This is a genomic window from Elusimicrobiota bacterium, assembly GCA_016706425.1.
GTDB lineage: Bacteria > Elusimicrobiota > Elusimicrobia > FEN-1173 > FEN-1173 > JADJJR01.
This window is the reverse complement of record JADJJR010000001.1, coordinates 1,755,504-1,778,002: the sequence shown is the minus strand read 5'-3', so window position 1 is coordinate 1,778,002 and position 22,499 is coordinate 1,755,504. Positions and strand designations below refer to the sequence as shown.

At 61.1% G+C, this 22,499-nt stretch carries 17 protein-coding genes and 1 tRNA gene; 13 read left to right on the top strand and 5 right to left on the bottom strand.

The annotated features are described in order from the left end of the window. Positions 1–4: 4 nt before the first annotated feature. The 8 genes from IPI56_07415 to IPI56_07380 all read left to right on the top strand — a co-directional run bounded on the left by IPI56_07415 (position 5) and on the right by IPI56_07380 (position 13,863). Complete coding sequence (locus IPI56_07415) at positions 5–2,041, top strand: ThiF family adenylyltransferase (protein MBK7545552.1); 2,037 nt, start codon at positions 5–7, stop codon at positions 2,039–2,041. Continuing rightward, positions 2,038–2,283, top strand: coding sequence for a YecH family protein (locus IPI56_07410; protein MBK7545551.1), 246 nt, complete (start codon positions 2,038–2,040; stop codon positions 2,281–2,283). The genes IPI56_07415 and IPI56_07410 overlap by 4 nt, the downstream gene beginning before the upstream one ends. A gap of 112 nt (positions 2,284–2,395) precedes the next feature. Then, complete coding sequence (locus IPI56_07405; protein ID MBK7545550.1) at positions 2,396–10,360, top strand: hypothetical protein; 7,965 nt, start codon at positions 2,396–2,398, stop codon at positions 10,358–10,360. A gap of 32 nt (positions 10,361–10,392) precedes the next feature. Continuing rightward, positions 10,393–12,108, top strand: coding sequence for a hypothetical protein (locus IPI56_07400; GenBank protein ID MBK7545549.1), 1,716 nt, complete (start codon positions 10,393–10,395; stop codon positions 12,106–12,108). Between the two features lie 13 nt (positions 12,109–12,121). Then, positions 12,122–12,697, top strand: a complete 576-nt coding sequence (gene msrA, locus IPI56_07395) for a peptide-methionine (S)-S-oxide reductase MsrA (protein MBK7545548.1) — start codon at positions 12,122–12,124, stop codon at positions 12,695–12,697. A 66-nt stretch (positions 12,698–12,763) separates the two neighbouring features. Further along, positions 12,764–12,837, top strand: a tRNA-Gly gene (locus IPI56_07390). A gap of 300 nt (positions 12,838–13,137) precedes the next feature. Further along, complete coding sequence (locus IPI56_07385) at positions 13,138–13,299, top strand: DNA-directed RNA polymerase (protein ID MBK7545547.1); 162 nt, start codon at positions 13,138–13,140, stop codon at positions 13,297–13,299. A 363-nt stretch (positions 13,300–13,662) separates the two neighbouring features. Continuing rightward, positions 13,663–13,863 carry a cold-shock protein gene (locus IPI56_07380; protein MBK7545546.1) on the top strand — a complete coding sequence of 67 codons (201 nt, stop codon included), beginning with the start codon at positions 13,663–13,665 and terminating at the stop codon, positions 13,861–13,863. A gap of 59 nt (positions 13,864–13,922) precedes the next feature. On the opposite strand, the gene IPI56_07375 is transcribed toward IPI56_07380, so the two are convergent. Next, the gene (locus IPI56_07375) at positions 13,923–14,753 is read right to left on the bottom strand and encodes a hypothetical protein (protein MBK7545545.1); all 831 of its coding nucleotides are present in this window, start codon (positions 14,751–14,753) and stop codon (positions 13,923–13,925) included. A 57-nt stretch (positions 14,754–14,810) separates the two neighbouring features. Between IPI56_07375 and IPI56_07370 the strand changes: the two genes are divergently transcribed. The 3 genes from IPI56_07370 (at position 14,811) to IPI56_07360 (ending at position 17,078) form a co-directional block, all read left to right on the top strand. Further along, positions 14,811–14,978, top strand: a complete 168-nt coding sequence (locus IPI56_07370) for a hypothetical protein (protein ID MBK7545544.1) — start codon at positions 14,811–14,813, stop codon at positions 14,976–14,978. A gap of 100 nt (positions 14,979–15,078) precedes the next feature. Then, on the top strand, positions 15,079–16,308 hold the full coding sequence (locus IPI56_07365) for a hypothetical protein (GenBank protein MBK7545543.1): 1,230 nt from the start codon (positions 15,079–15,081) through the stop codon (positions 16,306–16,308). Next, a complete protein-coding gene (locus IPI56_07360) occupies positions 16,305–17,078 on the top strand; it encodes a hypothetical protein (protein MBK7545542.1) in 774 nt (257 codons plus the stop codon). Before IPI56_07365 ends, IPI56_07360 begins: the two co-directional genes overlap by 4 nt. Before the next feature lie 5 nt (positions 17,079–17,083). Here IPI56_07360 and IPI56_07355 read toward each other — a convergent pair whose 3' ends face one another. After that, positions 17,084–17,662, bottom strand: a complete 579-nt coding sequence (locus tag IPI56_07355) for a glutathione peroxidase (protein MBK7545541.1) — start codon at positions 17,660–17,662, stop codon at positions 17,084–17,086. A 54-nt stretch (positions 17,663–17,716) separates the two neighbouring features. On the opposite strand from IPI56_07355, the gene alkB reads away from it, so the two are divergent. Beyond that, a complete protein-coding gene (alkB, locus tag IPI56_07350; protein ID MBK7545540.1) occupies positions 17,717–18,352 on the top strand; it encodes a DNA oxidative demethylase AlkB in 636 nt (211 codons plus the stop codon). Here alkB and IPI56_07345 read toward each other — a convergent pair whose 3' ends face one another. Continuing rightward, positions 18,353–19,396: a fatty acid desaturase gene (locus IPI56_07345; protein ID MBK7545539.1), complete on the bottom strand. Its 1,044-nt coding sequence runs from the start codon at positions 19,394–19,396 to the stop codon at positions 18,353–18,355. A gap of 86 nt (positions 19,397–19,482) precedes the next feature. Here IPI56_07345 and IPI56_07340 point away from each other — a divergent pair, with 86 nt between their 5' ends. Beyond that, positions 19,483–20,238 carry a rhomboid family intramembrane serine protease gene (locus IPI56_07340; protein MBK7545538.1) on the top strand — a complete coding sequence of 252 codons (756 nt, stop codon included), beginning with the start codon at positions 19,483–19,485 and terminating at the stop codon, positions 20,236–20,238. A 2-nt stretch (positions 20,239–20,240) separates the two neighbouring features. On the opposite strand, the gene cls is transcribed toward IPI56_07340, so the two are convergent. Further along, positions 20,241–21,668 carry a cardiolipin synthase gene (gene cls, locus IPI56_07335; GenBank protein ID MBK7545537.1) on the bottom strand — a complete coding sequence of 476 codons (1,428 nt, stop codon included), beginning with the start codon at positions 21,666–21,668 and terminating at the stop codon, positions 20,241–20,243. After that, positions 21,658–22,374 (bottom strand): monofunctional biosynthetic peptidoglycan transglycosylase, encoded by a 717-nt coding sequence (mtgA, locus tag IPI56_07330; protein ID MBK7545536.1) that lies wholly within the window; start codon positions 22,372–22,374, stop codon positions 21,658–21,660. The genes cls and mtgA overlap by 11 nt, the downstream gene beginning before the upstream one ends. Between the last annotated feature and the right edge of the window lie 125 nt (positions 22,375–22,499).

The following is a 22,499-nucleotide window of genomic DNA, read 5'->3' as shown; positions in this document are numbered from 1 at the left end:
TTGCATGGGCAAAACCGAATTTCTCAATAAACTCAAAACCTACGGCATTTACGATCGGGAAACGTTTTGGGCGGACGCCTTTTCCCGGGACATCGGTCTATTGTCCCGGGCCGACCAAATGGCCCTGGCCGGAGCGCGCGTGGCCATCGCGGGTTTGGGGGGGGTGGGCGGGGTTCATTTGGTCACCTTGGCCCGGGCGGGAGTGGGGAAATTCAACATCGCCGATTTCGACGTCTACGAACCGGCCAACATGAACCGGCAGTTCGGCGCCACCGTCCCCGCCCTGGGGCGGCCCAAACTGGATGTGATGGAGGAGGAGGCCCTCGCCATCAACCCCTTTTTGGAAATCCGAAAGTTCGACACCGGCGTGACGGCCGCCAACGTCGACGATTTTCTCGACGGCGTCGACGTCGTCTTGGACGGCGTGGATTTTTTCTGTTTCGAAGCGCGGCGGATGGTTTTCAACCGGGCCCGGGCCAAGGGGATCCCCGTGGTGACGGCGGGCCCCCTGGGGTACAGTTCGGCCTTGTTGGTCTTTTCGCCGGACGGCATGAGTTTCGACGACTATTTCGACGTGAACGACCAAACCTCCAACCGGGACGCTTTGATCGCTTTCGCGGTGGGTCTTGCGCCCCGCTCCACGCACGGTCGTTACATGGATTTCAGCCGCGTGAGCTTCAACCGACGGCGGGGGCCGTCCTTGGACGTCGCTTGCCAGTTGTGCAGCGCGTTGGCGGTGACCGAGGCCATGCGTTTGATTTTAAAAAAGGAGGGGTTGGCCCCGGCGCCCGTTTACCGCCAGTTTGACCCCTACCTCAATCGGTTCGTCACAGGTCGGCTGCGTTGGGGAAACCGCGGGCCCCTGCAAAGGCTGCGACGGGCCGTGATGGCCTATTTGTTGGACGATCGGGGGTTTAAACGGTTGCCCCCGGCCCAATGGCCGACCCGCCGGACTTGGTCCTCTCCGATTCCCAAGGATGTATTGAAAAGCTTGTTGCTGGCCGGCACCTACGCGCCGTCGGTTTTAAACGCGCAACCCTGGTCGGCGCGCCTCGGGCCCGATGAAATTCGGGTCAAGGCGGGGGATGCGGGGGTCGACATGACCGGCACGGGCACATTGATGGCTTTGGGCGCCGTGGCCGAAAACATGAAAATAGCGGCCGCCAACCTGGGGCTCGCCGGGGACATTCGATTCAGCGCGGGGACGGAGTCGGAGAATCCGTCGTTCCTTCTGTCGGTGCGCGGGGCCGACGTGCCCAAAGATTTTCTTTTCGAATCGGTGTGGGAACGGCACACCAACCGTCGTCATTACGATAAAAGGCCCTTGCCCGAAGGTTCCCGCGAATCGCTGGACCAATTGATTGAGGTCTTCCCCGGCGTGCGGGTCCATTGGATCGTCGATCCGACGGCTTTGAAACGGGTGGCCCGTGTGGTTTTTCAGTCGGAGCGGGCGCGCGTGGCCGATGAGCGGATTCACCGTGTCGTCAATGAGAAGATCCGCTGGACGCGCGAGGAGATCGCCTGCCGGCCGGATGGTCTTCCCTTAGGGAACCTCGAAGCGGGAAAAATCGGGGAGGTTTTTCTGCGCGCCACGCGGTCGTGGTCGGTCATGCGATGGGCCAATCGGTTGGGATTGGGTCATTTGGCCGCGCGCCACGTGGCGCGCGGGGTCTTGGAATCCTCGGGCGTGGCTTTGCTGACCGCGCGCGGGAAGGACCGGGACGCCGTTTTCGCCGGGGGACGGGCCATGGAGCGATTTTGGCTGGGGCTGACCCATCTCGGGCTTTCCGTCCAACCGATCACGCCCATTCACCACTTTTACGATCAGTGGAACACGTTCGGCGCGAAGACGTTTTCTCCCGAAAGTCGGGAGATTCTGGAACGCCTCTGGCCGGATTACCAGGCGCTTTTCCCCTCGGTGGATTTTGCCCGGGAGACCCATTTGCTGTTCGTCCGCGTGGGCTACGCCCCTCCCATGCGTTGGGCGAGCCCGCGATTTTCCCCGGATCAAGTTTTATCCTTCTCCCAGGAGTCACAATGAACGCGTCCATTCACGGCCACGAAGTGATGAAAAAGATGCTGGAATCCAAGGAGCCCTTCACGGCGGAATCCCTCGAGCAAGCCATTCACGGCTGGTTCGGGACTTCAGCGCGGTTCCACACGTGCTCGGCGGAAAACATGACGGCGGGCGAGCTGGTGGACTTTTTGGCCGCGCGCAACAAATTCGTTGGAGGCCCCTCGGGTTTCGGTATGCGGCCCGAGAACATTTGCGATCACGAATAGACTGTTTTCAGACTGTGCAAACGCATCGAAATTGTGAATAATTAACCGTCGTTTTAATCTTTCCCGTCCTTTAAATCCAAAAGCGAAGGCTTTTAATAACGAGGGGTCAGTTATGGCGGAGCGCACTCTTTTTACCAATCGAATTTATTGGGTCCGATCGATTCGCGCCGGGTTGGTGACGGCGCTCTTTTTGTTTCCGCTTTTGAAGGCGGCGGAAACGGCGTCCTGGAGCGCCAAGGACGCGGCGGGCCGCGGCGTTTTCAATATCGGCGCCGCCCGGGGAACGGCGACCCTGGTGCCCGACGCCGGTTTGTCCCGCGATGTCTTGAAATTGGACTACACCATCCCCGTCGGCGCCGTCGCCGGGGTTTGGACCAAAGGGTACCCGGCGGGGCTGACCGCCGCCGCGGTGGACTTGGCCCGGGTGGGCGCCCGCGCGGCGGATCCGTCGAAAGCCGCCGACATCGCCGTGGCGCTGGAAATCAAGGGCGGCAAAGGGGTTCAGAAAATCCCCGTGCCGGTGCAGGGAAGTTGGACCTCCGTTCAGGCGCGGATCGACTGGGCCTTGGTGGGGGAATTTAAAGAGGCGGTTTTCGTGGTGACCCCGGTGGGCAGCGACCGGACGGGGACCGTGTTTCTGGACATCCAATTTCAAAAGGGACCGACGGTTGAAAACACCGCCGTCCCGGGCGCGGTGCGGTTGCTCGACGCCTCCGGGCGGGGCGTGTTTAACATCGGCATTTCGGAGGCGAAAATCTCCGTCGTGGCCGATGATAAACTGAAGCGCGATGTGTTGCGGATGGAGTACCGGACTCCCGCTTCCACGGTCGCCGGGGTTTGGACGAAAGGGTATCCCGGCACGTTGGCGTCCCGATCGATCAACGGGGTTCGCGCCGGGGTGCGCACGGCCAGCGCGGAACAAGCCCATCAAATCGCCATGGTTTTGGAATTGAAAGGTTCCAAAGGGGTTCAGCGAATTTCCATTCCCTTAACCGCCGGTTGGTCGACCCTTCAGGCTTCTATCGATTGGGCTTTGATCGGGGAATTAAAAGAAGCGGTTTTCGTCCTCGCCCCCGTGGGAGGGCACCGGCAGGGGTTTGTCGCTCTGGATTTGGAATTCGCCCAATTCGCGATGGCGAAGCGTCGTCCCGCGGGGGCCTTGACCCTCATGGACGCTCAAGCGCGGGGGGCGTTCAACATCGGCGCGGCGGAGGCCAAAGTCACGACGCTGTTCAATGAAAAGGTCGGCCGCGACGTGGCCCGCCTTGATTTTGTCGTTCCCTCCACGGCGGCCGCCGGCTTGTGGACCAAAGAATATCCCGCCTCCCTGAACCCGAGCGCCATCAACGCGGTGTCCGCCGCGGTCCGGGCCACCGACGCTTCTTCGCAACAGGTATCGGTCGTTCTCGAAATCAAGGGAGCCCGGGACATTCAACGCATCCCTTTGCCGGTCAAGTCCGGCTGGACCCGGCTCCAACGTTTGATTGATTGGGATCGGTTGGGGGAATTGAAGGAAGCCGTTTTTGTGGTGACGCCTCTGGGCGGTCGTCGATCGGGAGCCCTGTTGTTTGATTTGGAGTTCTCCAAAGAAGACCCCGCGGCCTTGGCCGTCCCGCGCGCCGGTGTTGTGTCCCTTTTGGATGGCCAAGAGCGGGGGGCGTTCAACGCCGAGGGCGCGTCGGGGTCGGCGACCCTGGCCTACGATGAAAACCTTAAAAAAGACGTCGTGCGGTTCGATTTTTCCACCCCCTCGGGGACGGCGGCTGGATTGTGGGTCAAGGCGTTCCCGGCGGATCTTATTGCCGACAGGGTCCGCGGCGTTCGCGCCGCGGTGGAATCCGCGACGGTAGAAGCCGCCGCCCAAGTGGAAGTGCTTTTGGAACTCAAAGGCGAACAAAAAACCCAATCCATCCCTTTGAATGTGGGGGCGGGTTGGGCGGACACCCGGGCGGCCGTGGATTGGGAAACATTGGGGACCGTGAAAGAAGCCGCGTTCGTCGTGACGCCTTTGGTCGCCGACCGGCGGGGCACGCTGTGGTTCGATCTCGATTTCACGTCCGAGGACCCGATGGTGTTGACGGGGCCGGTGACGCTTTTGTCGGCCGAGGCCCGGGGCGCTTTTAACATCGGCGCCGCGGAGGGATTGCCCGAGGTGGTTTTGGATCCGGATTTGAAACGGGACGTCGTGCGCTTGGCCTACTCCGCGCCCGCCGGGACCGCGGTGGGGCTTTGGACAAAAAATTATCCCGTCGGTTTGACCCGTCGCGCCGCCAATATGGTTCGCATCGCCGTCAAAGGCGACGAGACCCTCGCCGCCGCGCCGGTGGAGGTGACCTTGGAATTGAAAGGGGCCTCCGGCGTGCAACGGGTTCCCTTCCGTCCGGCTTCGGGGTGGACCACCTCGACCGCGGCCATTGATTGGGGCGTCGTCGGGGCTCTGAAAGAGGCGGTGTTCGTCGTTTCCCCGGCGGGGGGCGACCGCAAGGGCGCTTTGTCCTTTGAGTTGGAATTTTATCAGGGCAATCCCCCGCCGCGGCCGGGCGTGTCGTTGTGGGGGCGAATTCTCCTTCTATTGGGTTTCGGCGCGGGATTGTCTTTGTTGACGCGCCTGGCTGTGGGGCGGCCGGCGGTGGAAGTGAAAATCCCCGCCGGTTGGGGCAAAGACTTTTTGGTCGCGGCCGGCGTGGTGGCCGCGGCGGCGGCGGTGTTGGGCGCTCACGGGTTGGGGACCCGCGCCGGCGCGGGGTGGGCTTTCCTGGGAGTGACCGGGTTGGCCGTTCTGTCGACGGTGTTGTTCCGCGGGGCACACGCCGGCCGGGGGCCGGACGCCGGGGATGTTTTTTGGGACACGATGTTCTTGGGGTTAACGGTGGTGTTGTCGAGCGCGCAGGGGCTTTGGCAATCTCCAACGGGTTGGGCCGGCGTGTTCCTGGAGAGCCGGGTGGCCAGCGCGGTGACCGTCGGAATTTATATCGCCGTCACGGCGATCGCCCTGGCCACCCACCGGGCGCCGCCCCGCCGGGTGGTTCGGGGGGTAATCGCGGGAGTCCCCACGCTCTTCGGGCTCCTTTTCGCTCTGGAAAACCCCGAATTGCTCCGGGACGCGGCCGGCCTTTTGACCGCCGGGGCCGTTTCGGCGTGGCCCTGGGCCTCGGAATTGTTGGGCCGGCTGGTCTTGGTGTTCCTCTTCAATGAACTGGTGATCAACGCCCTCGCCTTGGTCACCAAAGGCCGCGGGGTGCGGGCGTGGCGGGCGCACGGGGTCAATCTGTTCGTGAGTTTGGCCGTCGTGCTTTCGCCCTCCCTGGCGGATTACGGGTCGACGGCGGCGGTGGGGTCCATGTCCCCTTTGGGTGGGGCTTTCGCGGCGACCCTCTCGGCCATGATTTCCCAGGCGGGCCTCTGGATGGAAGTGTACATGCTGACGGGGCTGATGTTGGACGGCGCTTTCGGTTACGCCCCGTCCCAAGAGTCGGTCACGCGGCACACCGTTGTTGGCCTTCAAAAAGGCATGGCTTTCAGCGGCCTTTTCATCGGGCTTTTGCACGCGGTGGCCCTTTTGCTTTCGATCCCCTCCGTCCAACACGGCCTGGCCTCGGCGCCCCTGACCGTGGGTCTTTTGGCGGGCGCGTTGCTGTTCCCCCTCGGCAAAACGGTCGTGGAAAGTTTCGACGGGAGCATGTCCTTTTTCCGGCGTTTGGCCTACAGCTACAAAAACGGGACGCTTTTTTTCCGCGGGGCGGTGGCCGGTCTCGCCCTCGCCCACGGGTTGAGCGACGCGTTTTTTAACCGGGAAACATCCGATCGGTTGGCCTTCGGCCTCCTGGCCGGCCTGTCGGCGTCGGTGGGCGTGAGCGTGGCGCGCGACCTGTATTACGGGGCGCGCAACCAAGGGCGTTTGCAACCCTGGCGCCACTATCTGGTCGACGGTCTTTTGGGCGGGTTTGTGGGCGCCCTGCTGGCGTTTTATATGGACGCGACGCAGGTCCCGGCGGTGTTGGAGAAGATTCGGATGTATTTGGGCGCGGGGTTCGAAGCCCGCGGCTACACCATTTACGCCCTCCTCAGCAAATGGGGCCGGGTGGACCTGGGAGCGTTCACGGGCGGCGTCAAGCTCTTCTACAACGAGGCGTTGGCCGGCGTCATTACCTGGTCCATCGCGGCGTGGTTGTTCGCCGTGAACCGCGTGTTCATGCAGGCGATGTTCCAGCGGGACAAGGCACCCCTGCGCCATTTCTTTTCACCGTCGGGCGGACGCGAATTGGTGGTCAATATGCTTCACGTCGTGCGGTGGGGTTTGTGGATGGCCCCGATCATCAACACCGGGCTGCGCATGATGGGCGAGGCCACCTGGTACAACCAAGACGGGGCCATCCGGTCGTTGGTGGCCATGTACAAAAATCTGACCCTCTCGAACGGGGAATTCCAGGCCTGGAGTTTGGGCGTCTTCGTGACGCTCCTCGCCTCGGATTGGGTCCGGGTGTTGATCTGGCTTGATCACATGGGACTGCGGGTCGCGACGCTGGTGAACCTGAGCTTCATAGGCATGGAGCGCCTCGACAACCGCGTCGCGCGGTTCATCGGAGGGACGACGGCGCAAAAATGCATTCCGGAGGGCATCAAGCGGTTCACCACCTGGGCGCCCCTCCTGATCCCTTTCTACATCCCCCGGGGCGCGGATTGGGATTTCGCCTGGAACAAATCGATTGAATTGCAAAACGCGGCGGCCGCCTCCGCCGTTCCGCTCCTGGCGCGCTTTTCGGGGGTGGAGTGGCTCCTCTTGGCCTCTTTTTCCGTCGTTGTTCTGGCCGGCCTCCTCGCTCTGCGGCGCGCCGGACGAGGGCGAAGAGGGGTCGACGCGCCGGCCGTCCTTGAGCTGGGGAACCGCGCTTACCGCGTGGTCCTCAAACCCTCCGGCGAAATATTCAGCGAGGTCACCCAAAAAGGCTACGACTTGACCCGGCGTTCCTACGACACCATCGATCCCTGCGGGCGCTCCCTCTTCCTCGTGGACACGGCGAACGAAGCCGGAAAAACCGGCCGGGCCTGGCCCATTTTGGGCAACAGCCCGCGGTCCAAATTCGAACCCTCGAATTTCGTCCGGACCCCCGAGGGGTTGCGGGTCACGAACACCGCGCACGGATTAAAGGCGGACTTGATGATCGCTCTGGCGGACGACGACACCCCGGCGGAGATCTGGACGTTGACCATCGAAAACCCCGGCAACGACGCGCGGACGGTGAAGGCCGTTCCTTACCTGGAATGGGTGTTGGACCGGCCGGAGTCCGACAAGGGCCACACCCAATACCTCCGTCTCTTCCCCGAGATGGAGTACGCGGCCTCGGCCAACACGTTGTTGGCCAATCAACGAAAAACAAAAACCTGGGGCTTTATCGCGTCGGAGGCGGGGCCCGAGGGGATTCACACCTCCCGCATGGATTTCATCGGACGGGGGCGGAGCCTCTGGTCCCCGCGGTTGCTGGAGACGTTGGACTTTTTGGAGCCGCGCGACACCGCGCCGTACCCGACGTTCGACCCCATCGGGGCGATCCTCGTGGGGGCGACCCTGCCGCCACGCTCGAGCCAAACCTTCAAGTTCCTCGTGGGGTTCGCCCGCAACCGGGACGCCGCTCTGGACACCGTCAAACGGTTCCTGTCGCCCCAGCCCAGCGCCCCGGTGCCCGCGGACGCGAAGAAAAAGAAAAAGAGGAAAAACTTTCTCATCGGTCACGGTGAAATTTTGCCGGGCACCCCGCAACCCTATTCGTCCCACGCGGCCGGGGGGAACACCTTGGTGATTCACACGCCGTTTACGCCGCGTCCCTACGACCACGCCCTGTCCAACGCCAAGGGGCATTATGTGATGGTCACCAACCGGGGGCTGCACACGACCTCCAACGGCAACTCCCAACAAAACGCCATCACCCCCGACTGGCCCGACACCGTGACGCGGGAGATCCCGGCCGAAGCGATCTATTTGTACGACGTTGACCAGGAGGACTGGTTCTGCCCCACACACCACCCCTTGAACGACCCCCGGGCGGCGCACACGGCCGAGTTCTCGGTCGACGGAACGGCCCTCTTCCGAATGTCGCGGGGCACGATTTCGACCGAACTGACGGTGTTTGTGCCGCCCCACGAGACGGTCGGGGTTTACCTCTTGACCGTGAAGAACCGGGGGGCCAAAACCCGCCGGTTGCGTGTGGCGCCCTATTTCCAAATCAGTCTGGTCGGGCAAGCGGAGTCGCGCCCCCGGCCTTTGCTGGAGAAACGGGACGACGCCTTGGGGGCCCTTTATTTTGAAAACCCGACCAACGATTTCCGCTACGGACCGGCCTTCGCGTCCATGTCGTTGCCGATCGACCGGATGGAGACGCGCCGGGGGCGGTTCCTCGGCGCGGGCCGTTGGGTGGACCGGCCGTACATGGTTGAGAAAGGCGAACCCGACGCGTCGCACGCGACGGACGCCCGTTCGGTGGCCGCTTTCCTCGGGTCGATCGAAGTCCCCGCGCAGGGCGAGCAGACCATCGCCGTCGTGCTGGGCCAAACCGACAATCGGTCGATGGCCGAGGCGTTGATCCGCAAATACAAGAGCGTCGACGTGGCCCGGGCGTCCCTGGATGAAACCCGCCGCTGGTGGCTCAACGTCGTCAACACGCTGAAGGTGGAAACCAACACGCCCGAATTTGACCAATACCAAAATTGGCTCAAATACCAAGCCATCGCGGAACGCCTTTGGGCGCGTCGCGGTTTCTACCAAACCTCCGGGGCTTTCGGGTTCCGCGATCAGCTGCAGGACTCGGTGAACCTGATCTGGGTGGACCCGGCCCTGGCGCGCAAGCAAATTCTGCTCCACGCCTCCCAGCAATTTTTGGAGGGGGACGTGGTGCACTGGTTCCACACCCTTCACGACGGACGGACGGCTTTTGCCAACCGCTCGCACGCTTCCGACAACCTGTTGTGGCTCGGGTGGGCGGCCGCGGAATACACGCGCCTGACCGGCGACGAGGCCCTGCTGGAAGAAAAGACGTCCTACTTGAGGGCCGAAACGCCTTTCCTGCCCTTGCCGCACAACAAACACGGGTGGGGCACCAACTACCCCCGGAGCACCCGGCAGGACACGTTGTACCGCCATTGCATGAAGGCCATCGACTTGGTGCTGACAAAGCGCATGGGCGAACACGGTTTGCCTCTGATTGCGACGGGCGACTGGAACGACGGCTTGGATGAGATCGGGAGCGAAGGGCGGGGCGAGAGCGTCTGGCTCGGGTTTTTCCTGCATTACATCCTCAAAAACTTCCTGGATCTGATTGAGCGCAAGGACGGACCGGCGCGCAAAGAAAAATATTTGAAGCACCTGCGGGATTTGGAAATCGCCCTGGAAAACACCTGGCGCGAGGACCGCTACCTGCGGGCCATCCACGACGACGGCACCGAAATCGGCATCAAAGACAGCGGCGTCTGGGAAATCGACGCCTTGACCGCCGCCTGGGCGGTCTACGCCGGCATCAATATGGACCGCGCGCGCGCGGTCTTCCACACGGCCTTGAACGTTTTGGAACGGGACAATGTCATTTTGTTGGGATGGCCGGCCCTGCGCGAGGACACAAAACCCTACCTGGGGCGAAGCAGCCACTACCCCGAGGGCGTTCGTGAAAACGGCATGTATTGCCACGGCGTGCAATGGTTGGTCCGGGCGGCGCGCCTTTTGGCCGAGCGTTTTGACCAGCAAGGCGAAAAGGCCAAGGCGAAAGAATACCGAGAAATCGCCCTGCGGTTGTGGATGAAAATTTCCCCGATTCCCCACGTCACGGAGGGGGAAATTGAAATCTACGGCGGGCAGCCGAACAAACAATCGGCGGACTTCCTAACGACCTTCGATCAAGGGCGGATGATTTGGCACGGGTACACCGGCGCGGCGGGGTGGATGCTTCGCCAGGCCATGGAAGGGGTGGTGGGGGCTTCGTTGGTGAAAAACGAAGTTGTGCCGCCCTCCGATTTGTTGGAGCCGCGGGGAACGCTCAAGGTTAAAACGATCCACAGGGACCTTGAATCCAGCCCCTTAAAAGGGGTGTAATAACAGCCAGCAAAACGGGGCAAAGGGGTTTGATGACCTATCCAAGGTTGCTGTCGTTTCAGCGAAGCGCGTTCCCCTGGGGTTTTCTTTTCGGGTTGGGCGGTGCCGTCCTTTTCGGCGGGCTCGCGGGGCGGGTGACCGCCGAGTTTTTCCAATCGGAAATGGAACGCTACCTCATCCCCGCCATTTGTTTTTTTGGTTTTTCGGGGGCCCTGACCCCTTTTTTCCGAGGTGGCACCGGCCACGGTGAATCCACCCCGCTTGTGGTGCTGACCGACGCTTTGGCGGTGGGCGGTCTTTGGGCGATCCCGTTGTTGGCTTCTTTAACAACCCTTGCCCGTTGGTGGCAAGGGGTGGACTGTTTTTCAGCGCACGATATTCCCCACTACGCGTTGCTTTTGGCTGTTTCCGGCGCTTGCTTCGCGATCCTCTTTCATTTGATTCGATTCCCCCTGTCTCTCTGGCACCGTTGGCCCGTGTTGCGCTTTGTCGTTTTGTTTTCCTTATTGACGTGGATCTCCTACAAGGGGCCCGTTTGGATCCCACGTTTGGCGGCGGATGTCGCCGTGCGGGCCGAGCGTCAAAAACGGATGGAGGCGCTTCGCAACGCGACGGGTCGCGACCCGGAGGATCTTTCCCCGGATGAAGAACGGAGCCTCGGGGGTTTCGACAACCCGCCGCTTTGTCTGGCCTTGGGCACGAACAACACCGTTTGGGCGGCGGGGGGATTTCAATGGTACGCGGGCCGGTACCTTCCCGGATTGCTCCGAATGGGCGCCAACGGAATTTGGGACTCGACCCTTCCCCCCTACCCGAATTTCCCGGTGATGTTTTCCTCCCCGCGCGTTTTGGTCGATTCCTCCGGGTTGGTTTATTTGAACATCGGGTTGGGGAACGGTCCCGCGCCGACACGTTTGTTGCCGAACGGGCAGGTCGACCCGGATTTCCTTGAAAAAATGGGATCGGACGAACACCCGCCCTATTTCCCCGAGTCCATGGCGCTCCAACCGGACGGGCGATTGATTTTTTCGAATTCTTTCCGGTTGGAGGGACGAAAACCCGAGACGCTTGTTCGATTGACCATTGGCGGTTTGCCGGACATGGATTTCATCCGGACGGCGAACGCCGCGATCGAAGATCGGTGGGGGACCGTCCATCCCGGTCGCCTGGCCCTGACGAACGATCAGAAAATTCTCTTGGTCGTTTCCCAGGCCACCGGCCCCGCTCGATTGATCCGCCTTACTCCGACGGGCGAAATCGATCCGGTGTTCCTTTCCCCGCCGGACATAACCATTCGGGACTTTGCCGTCGGTCCCAAAGGGATCGTTTACGCGTTGGCCGCCCCTTTTCCTTCCAAAGTGCGGGTGCGCGCGGCCCTTCACCGATTGGGGGCCGACGGCCGGCCGGACCCGGCGTTCAGTTCCTTCGTGCGGGGGCTCGGCGCGCGCTGTCTGGCGATCACGCCGGACGGTAAAATATTGGTGGGGGGACGAATTCAGGGCTTGGGATCCGAGGAATACGGCCTTTTGCGGTTCCTTCCGGACGGGGCCATGGACCCGTCTTTCCTTCCCAATGGCCGGCGGTTGCGCATCGACCCGGTGGTGACCCAGATCCTCCCCTTGAGCAACGGGAGCGCGCTGATCGCCGGTCGGTTTTCAACCCCGCAAAACCTTTACGGCCGGCAAATGCTGACCTTCCTCCGCCTGACGCCGGAAGGCCGATGGGACACCACCTTTGGTCAGCCATGAAATCCGCCGGACAATGGGCGTCGTCCTGGGGGCTCTCGTGTTGACGGGGGGAACGCCGTTGCCCCACAAAGAAGCCACCTTCGCGGGGGGCTGTTTCTGGTGCATGGAGCCCCCCTTCGAGAAGATCGCGGGGGTGATCGACGTCGTCGCCGGTTACACCGGCGGGAAAACGCAAACCCCGACCTACGAAGCGGTCTGCTCCGGGGCCACCGGTCACGCCGAAGCCGTGCGTGTCACCTACGACCCCGCGCGGGTGACTTACGAAACGCTCTTGGACGTGTTTTGGCGGAACATCGACCCGACGGACTTTGACGGGCAGTTCGCCGACAAAGGCCATCAATACCGGACGGCGATTTTTTTTCACGATCCGGAACAGGAACGCTTGGCCAGGGCGTCCAAAGCCCGTCTGGAAAAATCGGGTCAGTTCAAGCCGCTCATCGCCACGGAAATAGTCCCCGCCGGGGTTTTCCACCTCGCGGAGGAATACCACCAGGACTATTTCAAAAAACAACCTGTCCATTACAAGCGATATCGCAAGGGGTCGGGCCGCGAGGATTATTTGAACCGGACCTGGGGCGGCGTTCCTTGAACCTTGTCGGCCGGTCGATCATCTGGTAAATTGCTGTTAATCTGACTGTGTTCCTTGTCGGGGTATGCGGGTGTAGTTCAATGGTAGAACGGCAGCCTTCCAAGCTGCACACGTGGGTTCGATTCCCATCACCCGCTCCAATTTAAGCAAAAAGTCCGGGTCTGAAGTGGGCCCGGCTTTCTGTTTAAACGTGCGGGCCCTACTCAGAGCTCGGACGGGGTTGCGTCAACTCGGTTAGCGCCGTCCGCCCTCGTGGCTCTGGGCAGAGGGTTGGGACTGGCGGCGACGCAGAGCGGCGAGGACTACGCCTGTAGTCCCGTCGGATTTGGACAGGGCATAACGATTCCCGCCAAATCCTTGATACCGCCCTTGATGGTTTGGTCAAGGGCCGTTTCGCGCTGTGGTTTTCGTAAGATTTCGTAAAAAATTAGGGAGGTAACATGGATAATCAACAAGGCGGTGGCTTCGGCGGACCCCGAGAGATGCACAAGGCAACCTGCGCGGAGTGCAAGAAAGAATGCAACGTTCCGTTTAAGCCGCGGGGAGATCGTCCCGTGTATTGCAAGGATTGCTTCGCGAAACGCAAGGAGAGCGGTCGCTAAAAAGAAAACAGTCTCAAATTCCGGGGACAATTCAGGAAGCCCCTGCCCATTTCATGGGCCCTGAATTCCACACGACGCTCTTCGCGGGTTGGCGAGGCGGATTGTGTGGGTGAGTTGAGTGTGGCGTCCCCGGAATTGGGAGATTGGGGAATTAAAGGCCCCCCCGAATGATTTTTCTTACTATTCGGTGTGGCATTTGATACAATAGGAACGTAAGTTTGAGGTAAGTTTCTAACGTTATTGGTCCGATGTTGTTGCCTTTAGGCCGTGTGGGAACACTCCCAGGCGGTTATTTTGTGCCCTTCGTCGCCCTCCAGTATTAAGCTGCTTCAAAATCTCTTACACAAGGTTGGTGAGTTTCATATGAAGGGTACAGTCAAATGGTTTAACGCCGCGAAGGGGTTCGGTTTCATCACCCCCGAAGGCGGGACCGAAGACGTGTTCGTTCACTTCTCCGCTATCCAGAGCGAAGGCTATAAGTCTTTGGCCGACGGTCAGGCGGTGGAGTTCGAAACGACCAAGGGTCCCAAGGGTCTGCAGGCAACCGGCGTCAGGGTTTCCTAAGCTCTAAAACAAAAGAAGGGGCCCCCGCCGGGAACGGTGGGGGCCCCTTCTTCTTTTTCTTACTTCCCTTTTACGCGGTTAAATCTCTCCAGCATCTTGGCTTGACGGATTGGCTTGGCGTCCTCCATTTTTCCATTGGTGCTGGTCCCGCAGGTCTTGTAGTTTTGTCCCGTCGAATGGATCCAATGAAACTGCAGGGTCACGTTCTTCCGCACGCCTTCAAACCGCTCTGACAGCGCCGGCAGGCATTGGCCCTGGCAGGGGGACAATTCCGTGAAAATCCGCGTGACCGCTTCTTTGGGAATGTTCTGGGACGTCATGTAGGCCAAGATGTTTTGCTCCGAATGGGCCCCCGAAGAGTTGAACCATTGGGTCTTCCTCATCCCGTTCTTGGTCCATTCGAGCACGGCCACGTTGCCGGAGGGGGAAGACTTCGCCTTGTAGGCGTCGTCGATTTCGGTTTCAAATTCTGTTGTGCCGTAAGCTTCGATGCAGGCTGTGGGGAAAGCATCTTTTGAAGCGGCGGGGGGAGGCGCACTCGCTTTCGCCGGCTCGGGGGCGGGGTTTTTCTTGTTGCCGTCCTCTTCGTCTTTTTTGGGCTCTTCGACGGGCTCGTCCCGGGTGACGGAGGCGTCGTGGTATTCGTCCTTCCCGTCTTTCTTGGCGATGGTGAAGCAGTAGGCCACGTTGCCATTGACCTCCGCCCGGGAGAATCTAAAGGCCCCTTCTTCATTGACCCTGTTCCGGCAGGCCTCTTCCGGGGAGCCATAGCCTCCGTCCCAGGTGTCTCCCGCCCGGGTCAGGGAGGCCGATCCGAGCGACACCGCGAGGAAAAGGCACAGGAGGGCCAAAGGCATCTTCAATGGGATATGCGCGCGATCGTGCAACATGGCGGAGCCTCTCAGTGGATTTTTAAGAATTATACCGATTTAAAGGAGGGACAGCCCTTGTTCAAGGACACTTCGCCGATTTCGATCATTACGGTCGCGGAGTTGACCCGCGCCTACGGGCCAGCGGCCACGGCCACGGTCACGGTCACGTGCCGGTTTTTGGAACTGGGTCTGTTGACGGCGGCGCATTATCTCCCCCTGAGTCTTCCGCAGCGACGAAAATAGGAGCCGATCACGCGCCCCACTTGAAAAGGGGAGAACCGGGGTTATACTTACCCAAGTCCCCAACGCAAGGGGGCGTGTTCCTCGAACCCAAGGAGCCTCCATGTTGACCGAAGCCACCGGAATTTGGAAAGTCGTTTTGTCCATTCTTTTTTTCCCGTTGTTCTTTCAGAACGAATTTTTCTCCTTCGCCTGGGGCGTGGGAGAACCCTGGCCCCTGCGCCTGGTGAAATGGCTGTTTCTTTTGCCGGCGGTTTTGGCGTTTTTGTTGGCGTGTTGGGTGACGATGGCCAGTCTGATCACCATCCCGATTCGGCAAAACCGCTCCGCTTTTGTGACGGGTCTTCTCATCACCTGGTGGGACCTGGGGCGGAGCGTCTTTGCCTTTTGGGGCGGCGCTTTTCGTTTTGTCTTTTATTTGGCCGCGGCCCTGCTGGCGGTGTTGAAGCTGATCGTGATCGGGGTCTGGGCGGTGTTGCAGGACTTTATCCTGTTCCCCTTCCGCGTCGTGAAAAACCTGGGGGAAAACGTCACCAAGGCGGGGGTGCCCTGGATCGCGGTGTTCTTAACGCTGATCTGGGCGGTGTTGGAGGCGGCGATATTCACCTACGTGACGACCCCGGTGGTGATCGACACGTTCTCCAACATGACGGGCAACGAACTCGGGGAGGCGTCGATTCGCATTCCCCTCTTCATCTTTATGCTGTTCATCGTTTTGGGCAGTTACGCCGTGCTGTCCACCTGGACGGAGGCGGTGCAAAGCAAGAATGTGGCGGCCATTGTCAAAATCAGCGTGATCGAGGCCGTGACCATGTTCGTGGAAGTCGTGTTCCTTTACCGGGAATTCGTTGATTCTTTGGTGCCTTGGTTCGCCCAGCACACCTCGGGGGATTTTGAATTGGGGATTTTCGGTATTTTGTTGATCGCTTCCCTGGCCTGGTTCGGCATCCGGGGAATCTCGTGGTTCTTGTTCGCCTCCCACGGCACGCCCACCCTCATGGCGGTCCTGCGCGGGTCGGGCATTCGTGTGCCGGGCAACGCGACGGTGCAGAAAGACACGCCGGCCACGACGCTCATCGGCGCCCTCTGGGACGCGGTGAAGGGGGACATTAATTTTGTCCAGAAGAAGGGGGACGAGGTGTTGGGGGCCTTCATCATTCCACCGCTTCAAGTGATGGCGTCGGCCATCAACTTTTTGACCCTGCTTGTGACCTCGGAGCACCTGTTCCGGTTGCCGTTCAAGTCGATGGAAGAGGTGATGAACTCGAAAGTCGTCTTGCACAGCGTCGGACAAGTGCGCATCGACGCGCACAAATCGCCGGAGGCCCGATGAAAAACACAAACCATCTTTGGAAAGCGGCGGTCTTGGCGGCCGCGCTGTTGCCGGCCTGCGCGGGAACGGGCCCCGGGGAGAAAAAACCGCGGCTGTCCCTCTTTGTGGGCTTCGACATCAGCCAATCTTTTTTGGAGGGGCCCCATTACGACGACGCGGTGCGTTTCCTCGCCCACTACCTGAACGCCCACATGAAGGGTTGGGGCGGCTTGGACGTGCCGGCCACGGTGTTCGTGGGCCCCATCGGGGGGACCCGCGCCGACGAGGCGAAAACGTTTTATCCCAAAGAAACCTTTGAAGGCAAATCGGTCAAGCAACTGGAGGAGATCCTTTACAAAATGTTTCCCAAGGGCTCCAAAAACCCCACCACCGACTTCAACGCCTTTTTCAAGGACGTGGCCGAAACCGTTAAGAACCGGAATCTCTTGCTGCGGCCCATCGGGGTCGTGATGGTGAGCGACGGGAAACCCTACGTGAAAGAGAACGGGGGGAAATTGGATTTCGGCGACATCAACGTGAAACCGCTGGAGAAGCTCGCGCGGAACATCACCCTGCGCTTGCTTTACACCGACGCGGTCACCGGCCGGTCCTGGCAGACCGAGGTGCCCCGGCGGAACGTCCGGGTGTGGACCCAGGACGCCAAAGTGATGACGCTTTGGAAGGACCCAACGGTTTTATTGCCGGACACGCCCTTGGAAAATCAGGAGAAATTGTTCGCCTGGATCAAAAGCAACGTCGACTTCGGCGTTCGCGCCCGGCGGGTTTCCTAAATCCGTTAGGGTTTTTCCGCCAGGGCGGCTTCGACCGCGCGTCCCAGGGCTTCGGACTCCGGGGTGTCCCGGCTTCCAAAGCGCGCGCGGACTCCGCCGTCCCGCCCCACCAAAAACTTGTTGAAATTCCAGGTCACGTCCCCGGACGTGGCCGGGTTGCCGCGCCCCTCCGTCAACCACCGGTAGAGGGGGTGTTGGTCGGAGCCCTTCACGGATATTTTTGAGAACAGGGGAAAAGTGACGTTGTATTTCGTGGAGCAGAAGGTCTTGATCTCCGCGTCCGTCCCCGGTTCTTGCCAGAGAAAATTGTTCGCCGGAAACCCCAACACCACAAGCCCCCGGTCCTTGTGTTTTTGATACAAGGCTTCCAACCCCGTGTATTGGGGCGTGAATCCGCAGCGGCTCGCCACGTTCACGATCAGTAAAACCTTTCCTTTGTAAGCGGAGAGAGGTTGGGGTTTTCCGTTGATGTCGTTGAGCGTGAACTCGTAAAGGGCGGCGGGAAGTTCCGCGGCGGGGGCGGACCGTGGACTCTGCAGGAAAGCGGCGACGGCGGCGATCCAAACGGAAAGGGATTTTTTCATGGGGGTCTCCTTTTGGGGGGAATTTTATCAATTCCCGTGTGTTAAACTAAATTCATGAACCACGCGCTGTTCCCCCGGGAAGCCACCGTCTTGTCCCCGGGCTCCTTTTTGTTCCCCGGCCTCGCGCTGGCCCGGGCGGCGGATTTCCAGAACGCGGTAAAGCACGCCGCGGGCGCGGCCCCTTTTCGCCGGGTCGTTACCCCCGGGGGGCGCCCCCTGTCGGTGCGGATTACCAACATGGGATCCTGGGGATGGGTGAGCGATCGCCGCGGCTACCGCTACGAACCCACCGATCCCCGGACGGGGCGCGCCTGGTCTCCCATCCCGCGTGATTTGTCGGATTTCGCCCGGGCCGCCGCCGCGCGGGCCGGTTTCCCGGGTTTTGTGCCCGACGCGTGCTTGATCAACCTCTACGCGCCCGGGGCCAAAATGGCTCCCCACGTCGACCGCGACGAGAAGGACTTTTCTCAACCCATCGTTTCGGTTTCCCTGGGATTGCCGGCGGTGTTCTTGTGGGGCGGGCCGAACCGCTCGGACCGTGTGCGGCGGGTGCCGCTGGAGGATGGCGACGCGGTCGTGTGGGGCGGTCCGGCGCGGCTATATTACCACGGGGTGGCGCCGATCCAGGCGGGACGTCACCCCCTGTGGGGGGAGCGGCGGATCAACTTGACGTTTCGAAAAGCCGGTTAGCTAGACGTTCGCCGGGACGTCGCGGAAACCGACGAGCTTATTTTTTCCTTCGTCCCAGAGAGCCAAGGGAATGCACTTCAGGCTGGTGAGAAAGGTGAGTTTCGTCACGCTTTGGAATTCCGGATTTTCCTCATGGCAGCGCTGAAGTTTGTAGTTCGGAATGCGGCTGTTGTAGTGGTGAATGTGGTGGTAACCGATGCTGCCGGTGAACCATTGGAAAATCTTCGGCAGTTTGTAGAGGGAGCTGCCTTTGACGGACGCCTGGAAGTAGTCCCACTCGGCGTCGCGGCGCCAATAGGTGTTTTCGTACTGGTGCTGGATGTAGAAGAACCACGCCCCGGCGCTCGACGCCAGAATGGACACGGGAATTTGAATCAAGAGAAAGTCTTTGATTCCCACCGTCGCCGCCGCGAGCAGGGTGACCCCGATGAGCAACGCGTTCGTGAAGTGGACGCTTCGCCATTCCCGCTTCCAGGTCGCAGGGATATCTGCGGGGTAGCGGTGTTTGATGATGAATTGGTAAAAAGGGCCGACCAGGAACATGGTCACGGGGTTCCGGTACGCCCGGTATTTAAACCGGCGCCAACGCGAGAGGCTCAGGTATTCTTTGACCGTCAAGGTGTCGATGTCGCCGAAACCCCGCTTGTCGAGGTTGCCCGAGGTGGCGTGGTGGATGGCGTGGGTTTTTTGCCAGTAGTGGTAGGGCGTCAAAGTCAAAACCCCGATCCAAAAGCCGGTGGCGTCGTTCCATTTCCGGGAATTGAAAAACGATCCGTGCCCGGCGTCGTGCTGAAAGATGAAGAGCCGCACGGTGAGCAGCGCCGTAGGAATGGCCAGCAGGAGGGTCACCCAATAGGGCAAGGCGAGGCTTTTGTACATGGCAAACCAAAGCAACCCGTAGGGCACCGCGGTGTTCAAAACCTGAAAGACGCTTTTGGCGGTGTCCGCGTGGGCGTAGCCCTGCAGTTTGGTGATGGACGGCAGTGCGTCCACCGCCTTCGAGGTGATGTCAAATTTTGGGGCAAAGATTGTGGAAACGGCCATAGAATCCCTTTTGAAACAAGATTGTCTACTTATTATACTCACTTCACAGGGGCCCCGCCAGAGCGGGGGCCTCAAAAGGGTCTGACATGAAAGCCTTGGTGGGGGTTTGCGTGGGGGTGTTCTTCGCCCAGGCGGGATTGGCCGCCGGGGGGATTTCCCTTCCGGCGTGGTTGGGGCTTGTGCCCGCCGATTTTTGGGGCCGCGGACGCCTCTGGCAGCCGGTCACCTACATTTTCTTGCACGGCGGACTTCTGCACCTCCTGGTGAACGCCTACATGCTGTGGGCCCTCGGCGAACCTTTGGAGCGTCGGTGGGGGCGGGGGGCTTTCCTCCGGTTTTTCTTCCTTTGCGGGATCGGCGCGGGACTTGTCAACGCCGCCGTCGAACCGCGCTCGGTCCACGCGGTGATCGGCGCCTCCGGCGCGGTGTACGGGATCATGGCGGCCTTCGCCCTGATTTACCCTGACGCGATTTTTTACGTTTTTTTTGTTTTTCCTCTTCGCGCCCGGTACGCGGTGCTGCTCTTCGCGGGGCTGCAGCTTTACACCGGGCTCACCGTCAACCCGTCGGGGGTGGCGACCATCGCCCATTTGGCCGGGCTCGCCCTGGGGTTCGTGCTCATGAAAGTCGATTTCTGGCGGCACGGACCCGCGGAGTGGGGGGCGGCTTGGCGGGAGGCGCGCCGCCGCCGGGCCGCGACGCGGTCGGCCGCGCGGTTCCACGAGTTGGGGGCGGAGGTGGACCGCCTGTTGGAAAAAATCGCCCGCCGGGGCCTGGACAGCCTGAGTCCCGAGGAGCGGCGGCTCATGGACCTCTATTCCCGCGAGCGGTCGAAAAAATAATTCTACAGAAGCGGCGACAAAAGGCGGCAGAGGCCTTCCCAAAACTGCCGCGTGAAGGAGAGCTCGGCCAGGGGGTCCGCCTTGACCCGCACCGCGCCATCGACCATTCGATCGAATTGTTTTTCCAAATGGCCCGCCGTGTCGGCGTCGTCCAATAACAAACTCAGCTCAAAATTAATCAGGAAGCTTCGGGTGTCCATGTTGGCCGATCCCATCAACGCCCAACGCCCGTCCACCGTCACGACCTTCGAATGGATGAACGCTTCGTTGAACTCATATACATGGACCCCGCTTTCGAGCAATTCCTTGTACCAACTGCGGGCGGCCCAGGTCACGACCGGGTGGTCGGTGCGTCGGGGCAAGAGAAGATCCACCCGCACGCCCTTGCGGGCCGCCGTTTGCATCGCCAGGGTCATGGACGGGGTGGGAATGAAGTAGGGGGTCGTGAGGGTGACGCGATGGCGGGCGCTGTGCAAGGCTTCCAAGAAAATCATTCCGAGGATGTTTTCCCGCTTGTTGGGGCCTGTGGGCAGGAGTTGAGCGCGGGTGACGCCCCGGGTCGTCGGGGGTGGAAAATAGGCGTCGCCCAAGAGATTTTCGCCCGTGGCGAAGTGCCAATCTTCGGCGAACACGGTCTGCAGTTCCACGGTCGCCGGGCCCTCCAGTCGGATGTCCGTCTCGCGCCATTGAATGCGGCGCGATCCGGATCGCCAGAAATGGTGTCCGATGTTTTGGCTGCCCATGAACCCGATCGTGCCGTCGACCACCGTTAACTTGCGGTGGTTGCGCGCGTTGAAGGCCCAAGGGCGTTTGAAGGTTCGGAAGGGATTGAAAAAAGCGGTCTTGACGCCCGCTTGTTGCAGGGGTTTCAAGAACGAGGGGCCGATGCGGTAGGACCCCACGGCGTCCATCAACACGCGGCATTCCACGCCGCGGCGGGCTTGCTCGATGAGCAGGTCGCGGAACCGCAGTCCCGTCCGGTCCGGCTCGAAAATGTAATAACACATGTGCACGTGATGGCGGGCCATACGGATAGCGCGCGTGAGCGCTTCCTCGGTGTCATCGGAACGGGTGTACACGTCCACGCGGTTGCCGCCCAACGCGGGGAAATCGGTTAAGGCCTCGGCCAGGGTTTCCATGGGGGTTTTGGCCAGGGGTTCCCCCCCGGGGAAGCGTTCGGCGGATTCCTTCAGCAAGAGCAGTCGGTGCAGCGGGTTGGGCGCCGCCCGTCGGCGCAGGGCGAACCGCTGGTAGCCGAAAAACACGTAAAGCAACATGCCCACCACCGGCAGGAGGAAAAAGCCCAAAACCCAGGCCAGCGTGACGGCGGGGTCCCGTTTGCGGGAAATGGCCACGAAAGTGAACAGCAGCGCTCCCCCCAGATCCAAAATCGCGATGAATTTCAAAAGGAAGATCGCTTTAGTCGTCACGTTCGTCCTCTTGGGGGTCGGTCATCACAAGCGGCGGATCGACGGGGGCGGGGGGGGTGTACCGACGTGTGGTCACCAACCGTTGGAGGACCCAGGCCTTGCGCGAAGACACCCAGCGGCCGGTGTCCGTGGGCCGGTGTCGGCGAGGGCTCGGCAAGACGGAGGTCATCGCGATGGCCTCGTCCCACGTAAGGTCCGCGGCGGACTTTCCAAAATACGCGCGGGCGGCCGCTTCGGCGCCGAATATCCCGTCGCCCCATTCGGCGATGTTGAGGTAGATCTCGAGCAATCGGTCCTTGGAGAGCGCTTTTTCCAGGCGTTGCGCGAGGACGATTTCCCGGGCTTTTCGCAGGTAAGTTTTTTCCGGGCTCAAATACAGGTTGCGCGCCACTTGCTGGGTCAGCGTGCTCGCGCCACGGTCCCTCCTCCCGGTTTTCCAACTTTCCAAAAAGGCGGCCCGGGTGAGCCCCCATTCCACGCCGCGGTGTTGGTAAAAAGTGCTGTCTTCGGCGGCGATGACGGCGTTTTGCAGGGGCAGGCCGAGGCGCGACAGGGGCACCCAGGTCCAGCGGGGTTGAAACCGTTTCCCTCGGGCTTCGGCCTGCCGAGCGCGGCGGAGGAGCATTTGGGTCGTGGGCGGGTTTTCCCGGGCGAGTTTTTCCGGGGACGGGACCGGCCGGGCGCCCGGCGGGCCCCAGGGCGGCACAAACCCTCCGAAAATCAGCGCCCCCAATCCAAAGACGATAAATCCCAGTCGGCCCCAGCGGATTTTTTCTCGAAATGATTTCTTTTTAACGGGGGGTTTGAAAAACGGGGGTGGTTTGGAAACAG

What these genes read in the sequence shown, in the direction of transcription:
- IPI56_07415 (MBK7545552.1), top strand. Translation starts at nt 5, where the DNA reads ATGGGCAAAACCGAATTTCTCAATAAACTCAAAACCTACGGCATTTAC.
- IPI56_07410 (MBK7545551.1), top strand. Translation starts at nt 2,038, where the DNA reads ATGAACGCGTCCATTCACGGCCACGAAGTGATGAAAAAGATGCTGGAA.
- IPI56_07405 (MBK7545550.1), top strand. Translation starts at nt 2,396, where the DNA reads ATGGCGGAGCGCACTCTTTTTACCAATCGAATTTATTGGGTCCGATCG.
- IPI56_07400 (MBK7545549.1), top strand. Translation starts at nt 10,393, where the DNA reads ATGACCTATCCAAGGTTGCTGTCGTTTCAGCGAAGCGCGTTCCCCTGG.
- msrA (MBK7545548.1), top strand. Translation starts at nt 12,122, where the DNA reads ATGGGCGTCGTCCTGGGGGCTCTCGTGTTGACGGGGGGAACGCCGTTG.
- IPI56_07385 (MBK7545547.1), top strand. Translation starts at nt 13,138, where the DNA reads ATGGATAATCAACAAGGCGGTGGCTTCGGCGGACCCCGAGAGATGCAC.
- IPI56_07380 (MBK7545546.1), top strand. Translation starts at nt 13,663, where the DNA reads ATGAAGGGTACAGTCAAATGGTTTAACGCCGCGAAGGGGTTCGGTTTC.
- IPI56_07375 (MBK7545545.1), bottom strand. Translation starts at nt 14,753, where the DNA reads ATGTTGCACGATCGCGCGCATATCCCATTGAAGATGCCTTTGGCCCTC.
- IPI56_07365 (MBK7545543.1), top strand. Translation starts at nt 15,079, where the DNA reads ATGTTGACCGAAGCCACCGGAATTTGGAAAGTCGTTTTGTCCATTCTT.
- IPI56_07360 (MBK7545542.1), top strand. Translation starts at nt 16,305, where the DNA reads ATGAAAAACACAAACCATCTTTGGAAAGCGGCGGTCTTGGCGGCCGCG.
- IPI56_07355 (MBK7545541.1), bottom strand. Translation starts at nt 17,662, where the DNA reads ATGAAAAAATCCCTTTCCGTTTGGATCGCCGCCGTCGCCGCTTTCCTG.
- alkB (MBK7545540.1), top strand. Translation starts at nt 17,717, where the DNA reads ATGAACCACGCGCTGTTCCCCCGGGAAGCCACCGTCTTGTCCCCGGGC.
- IPI56_07345 (MBK7545539.1), bottom strand. Translation starts at nt 19,396, where the DNA reads ATGGCCGTTTCCACAATCTTTGCCCCAAAATTTGACATCACCTCGAAG.
- IPI56_07340 (MBK7545538.1), top strand. Translation starts at nt 19,483, where the DNA reads ATGAAAGCCTTGGTGGGGGTTTGCGTGGGGGTGTTCTTCGCCCAGGCG.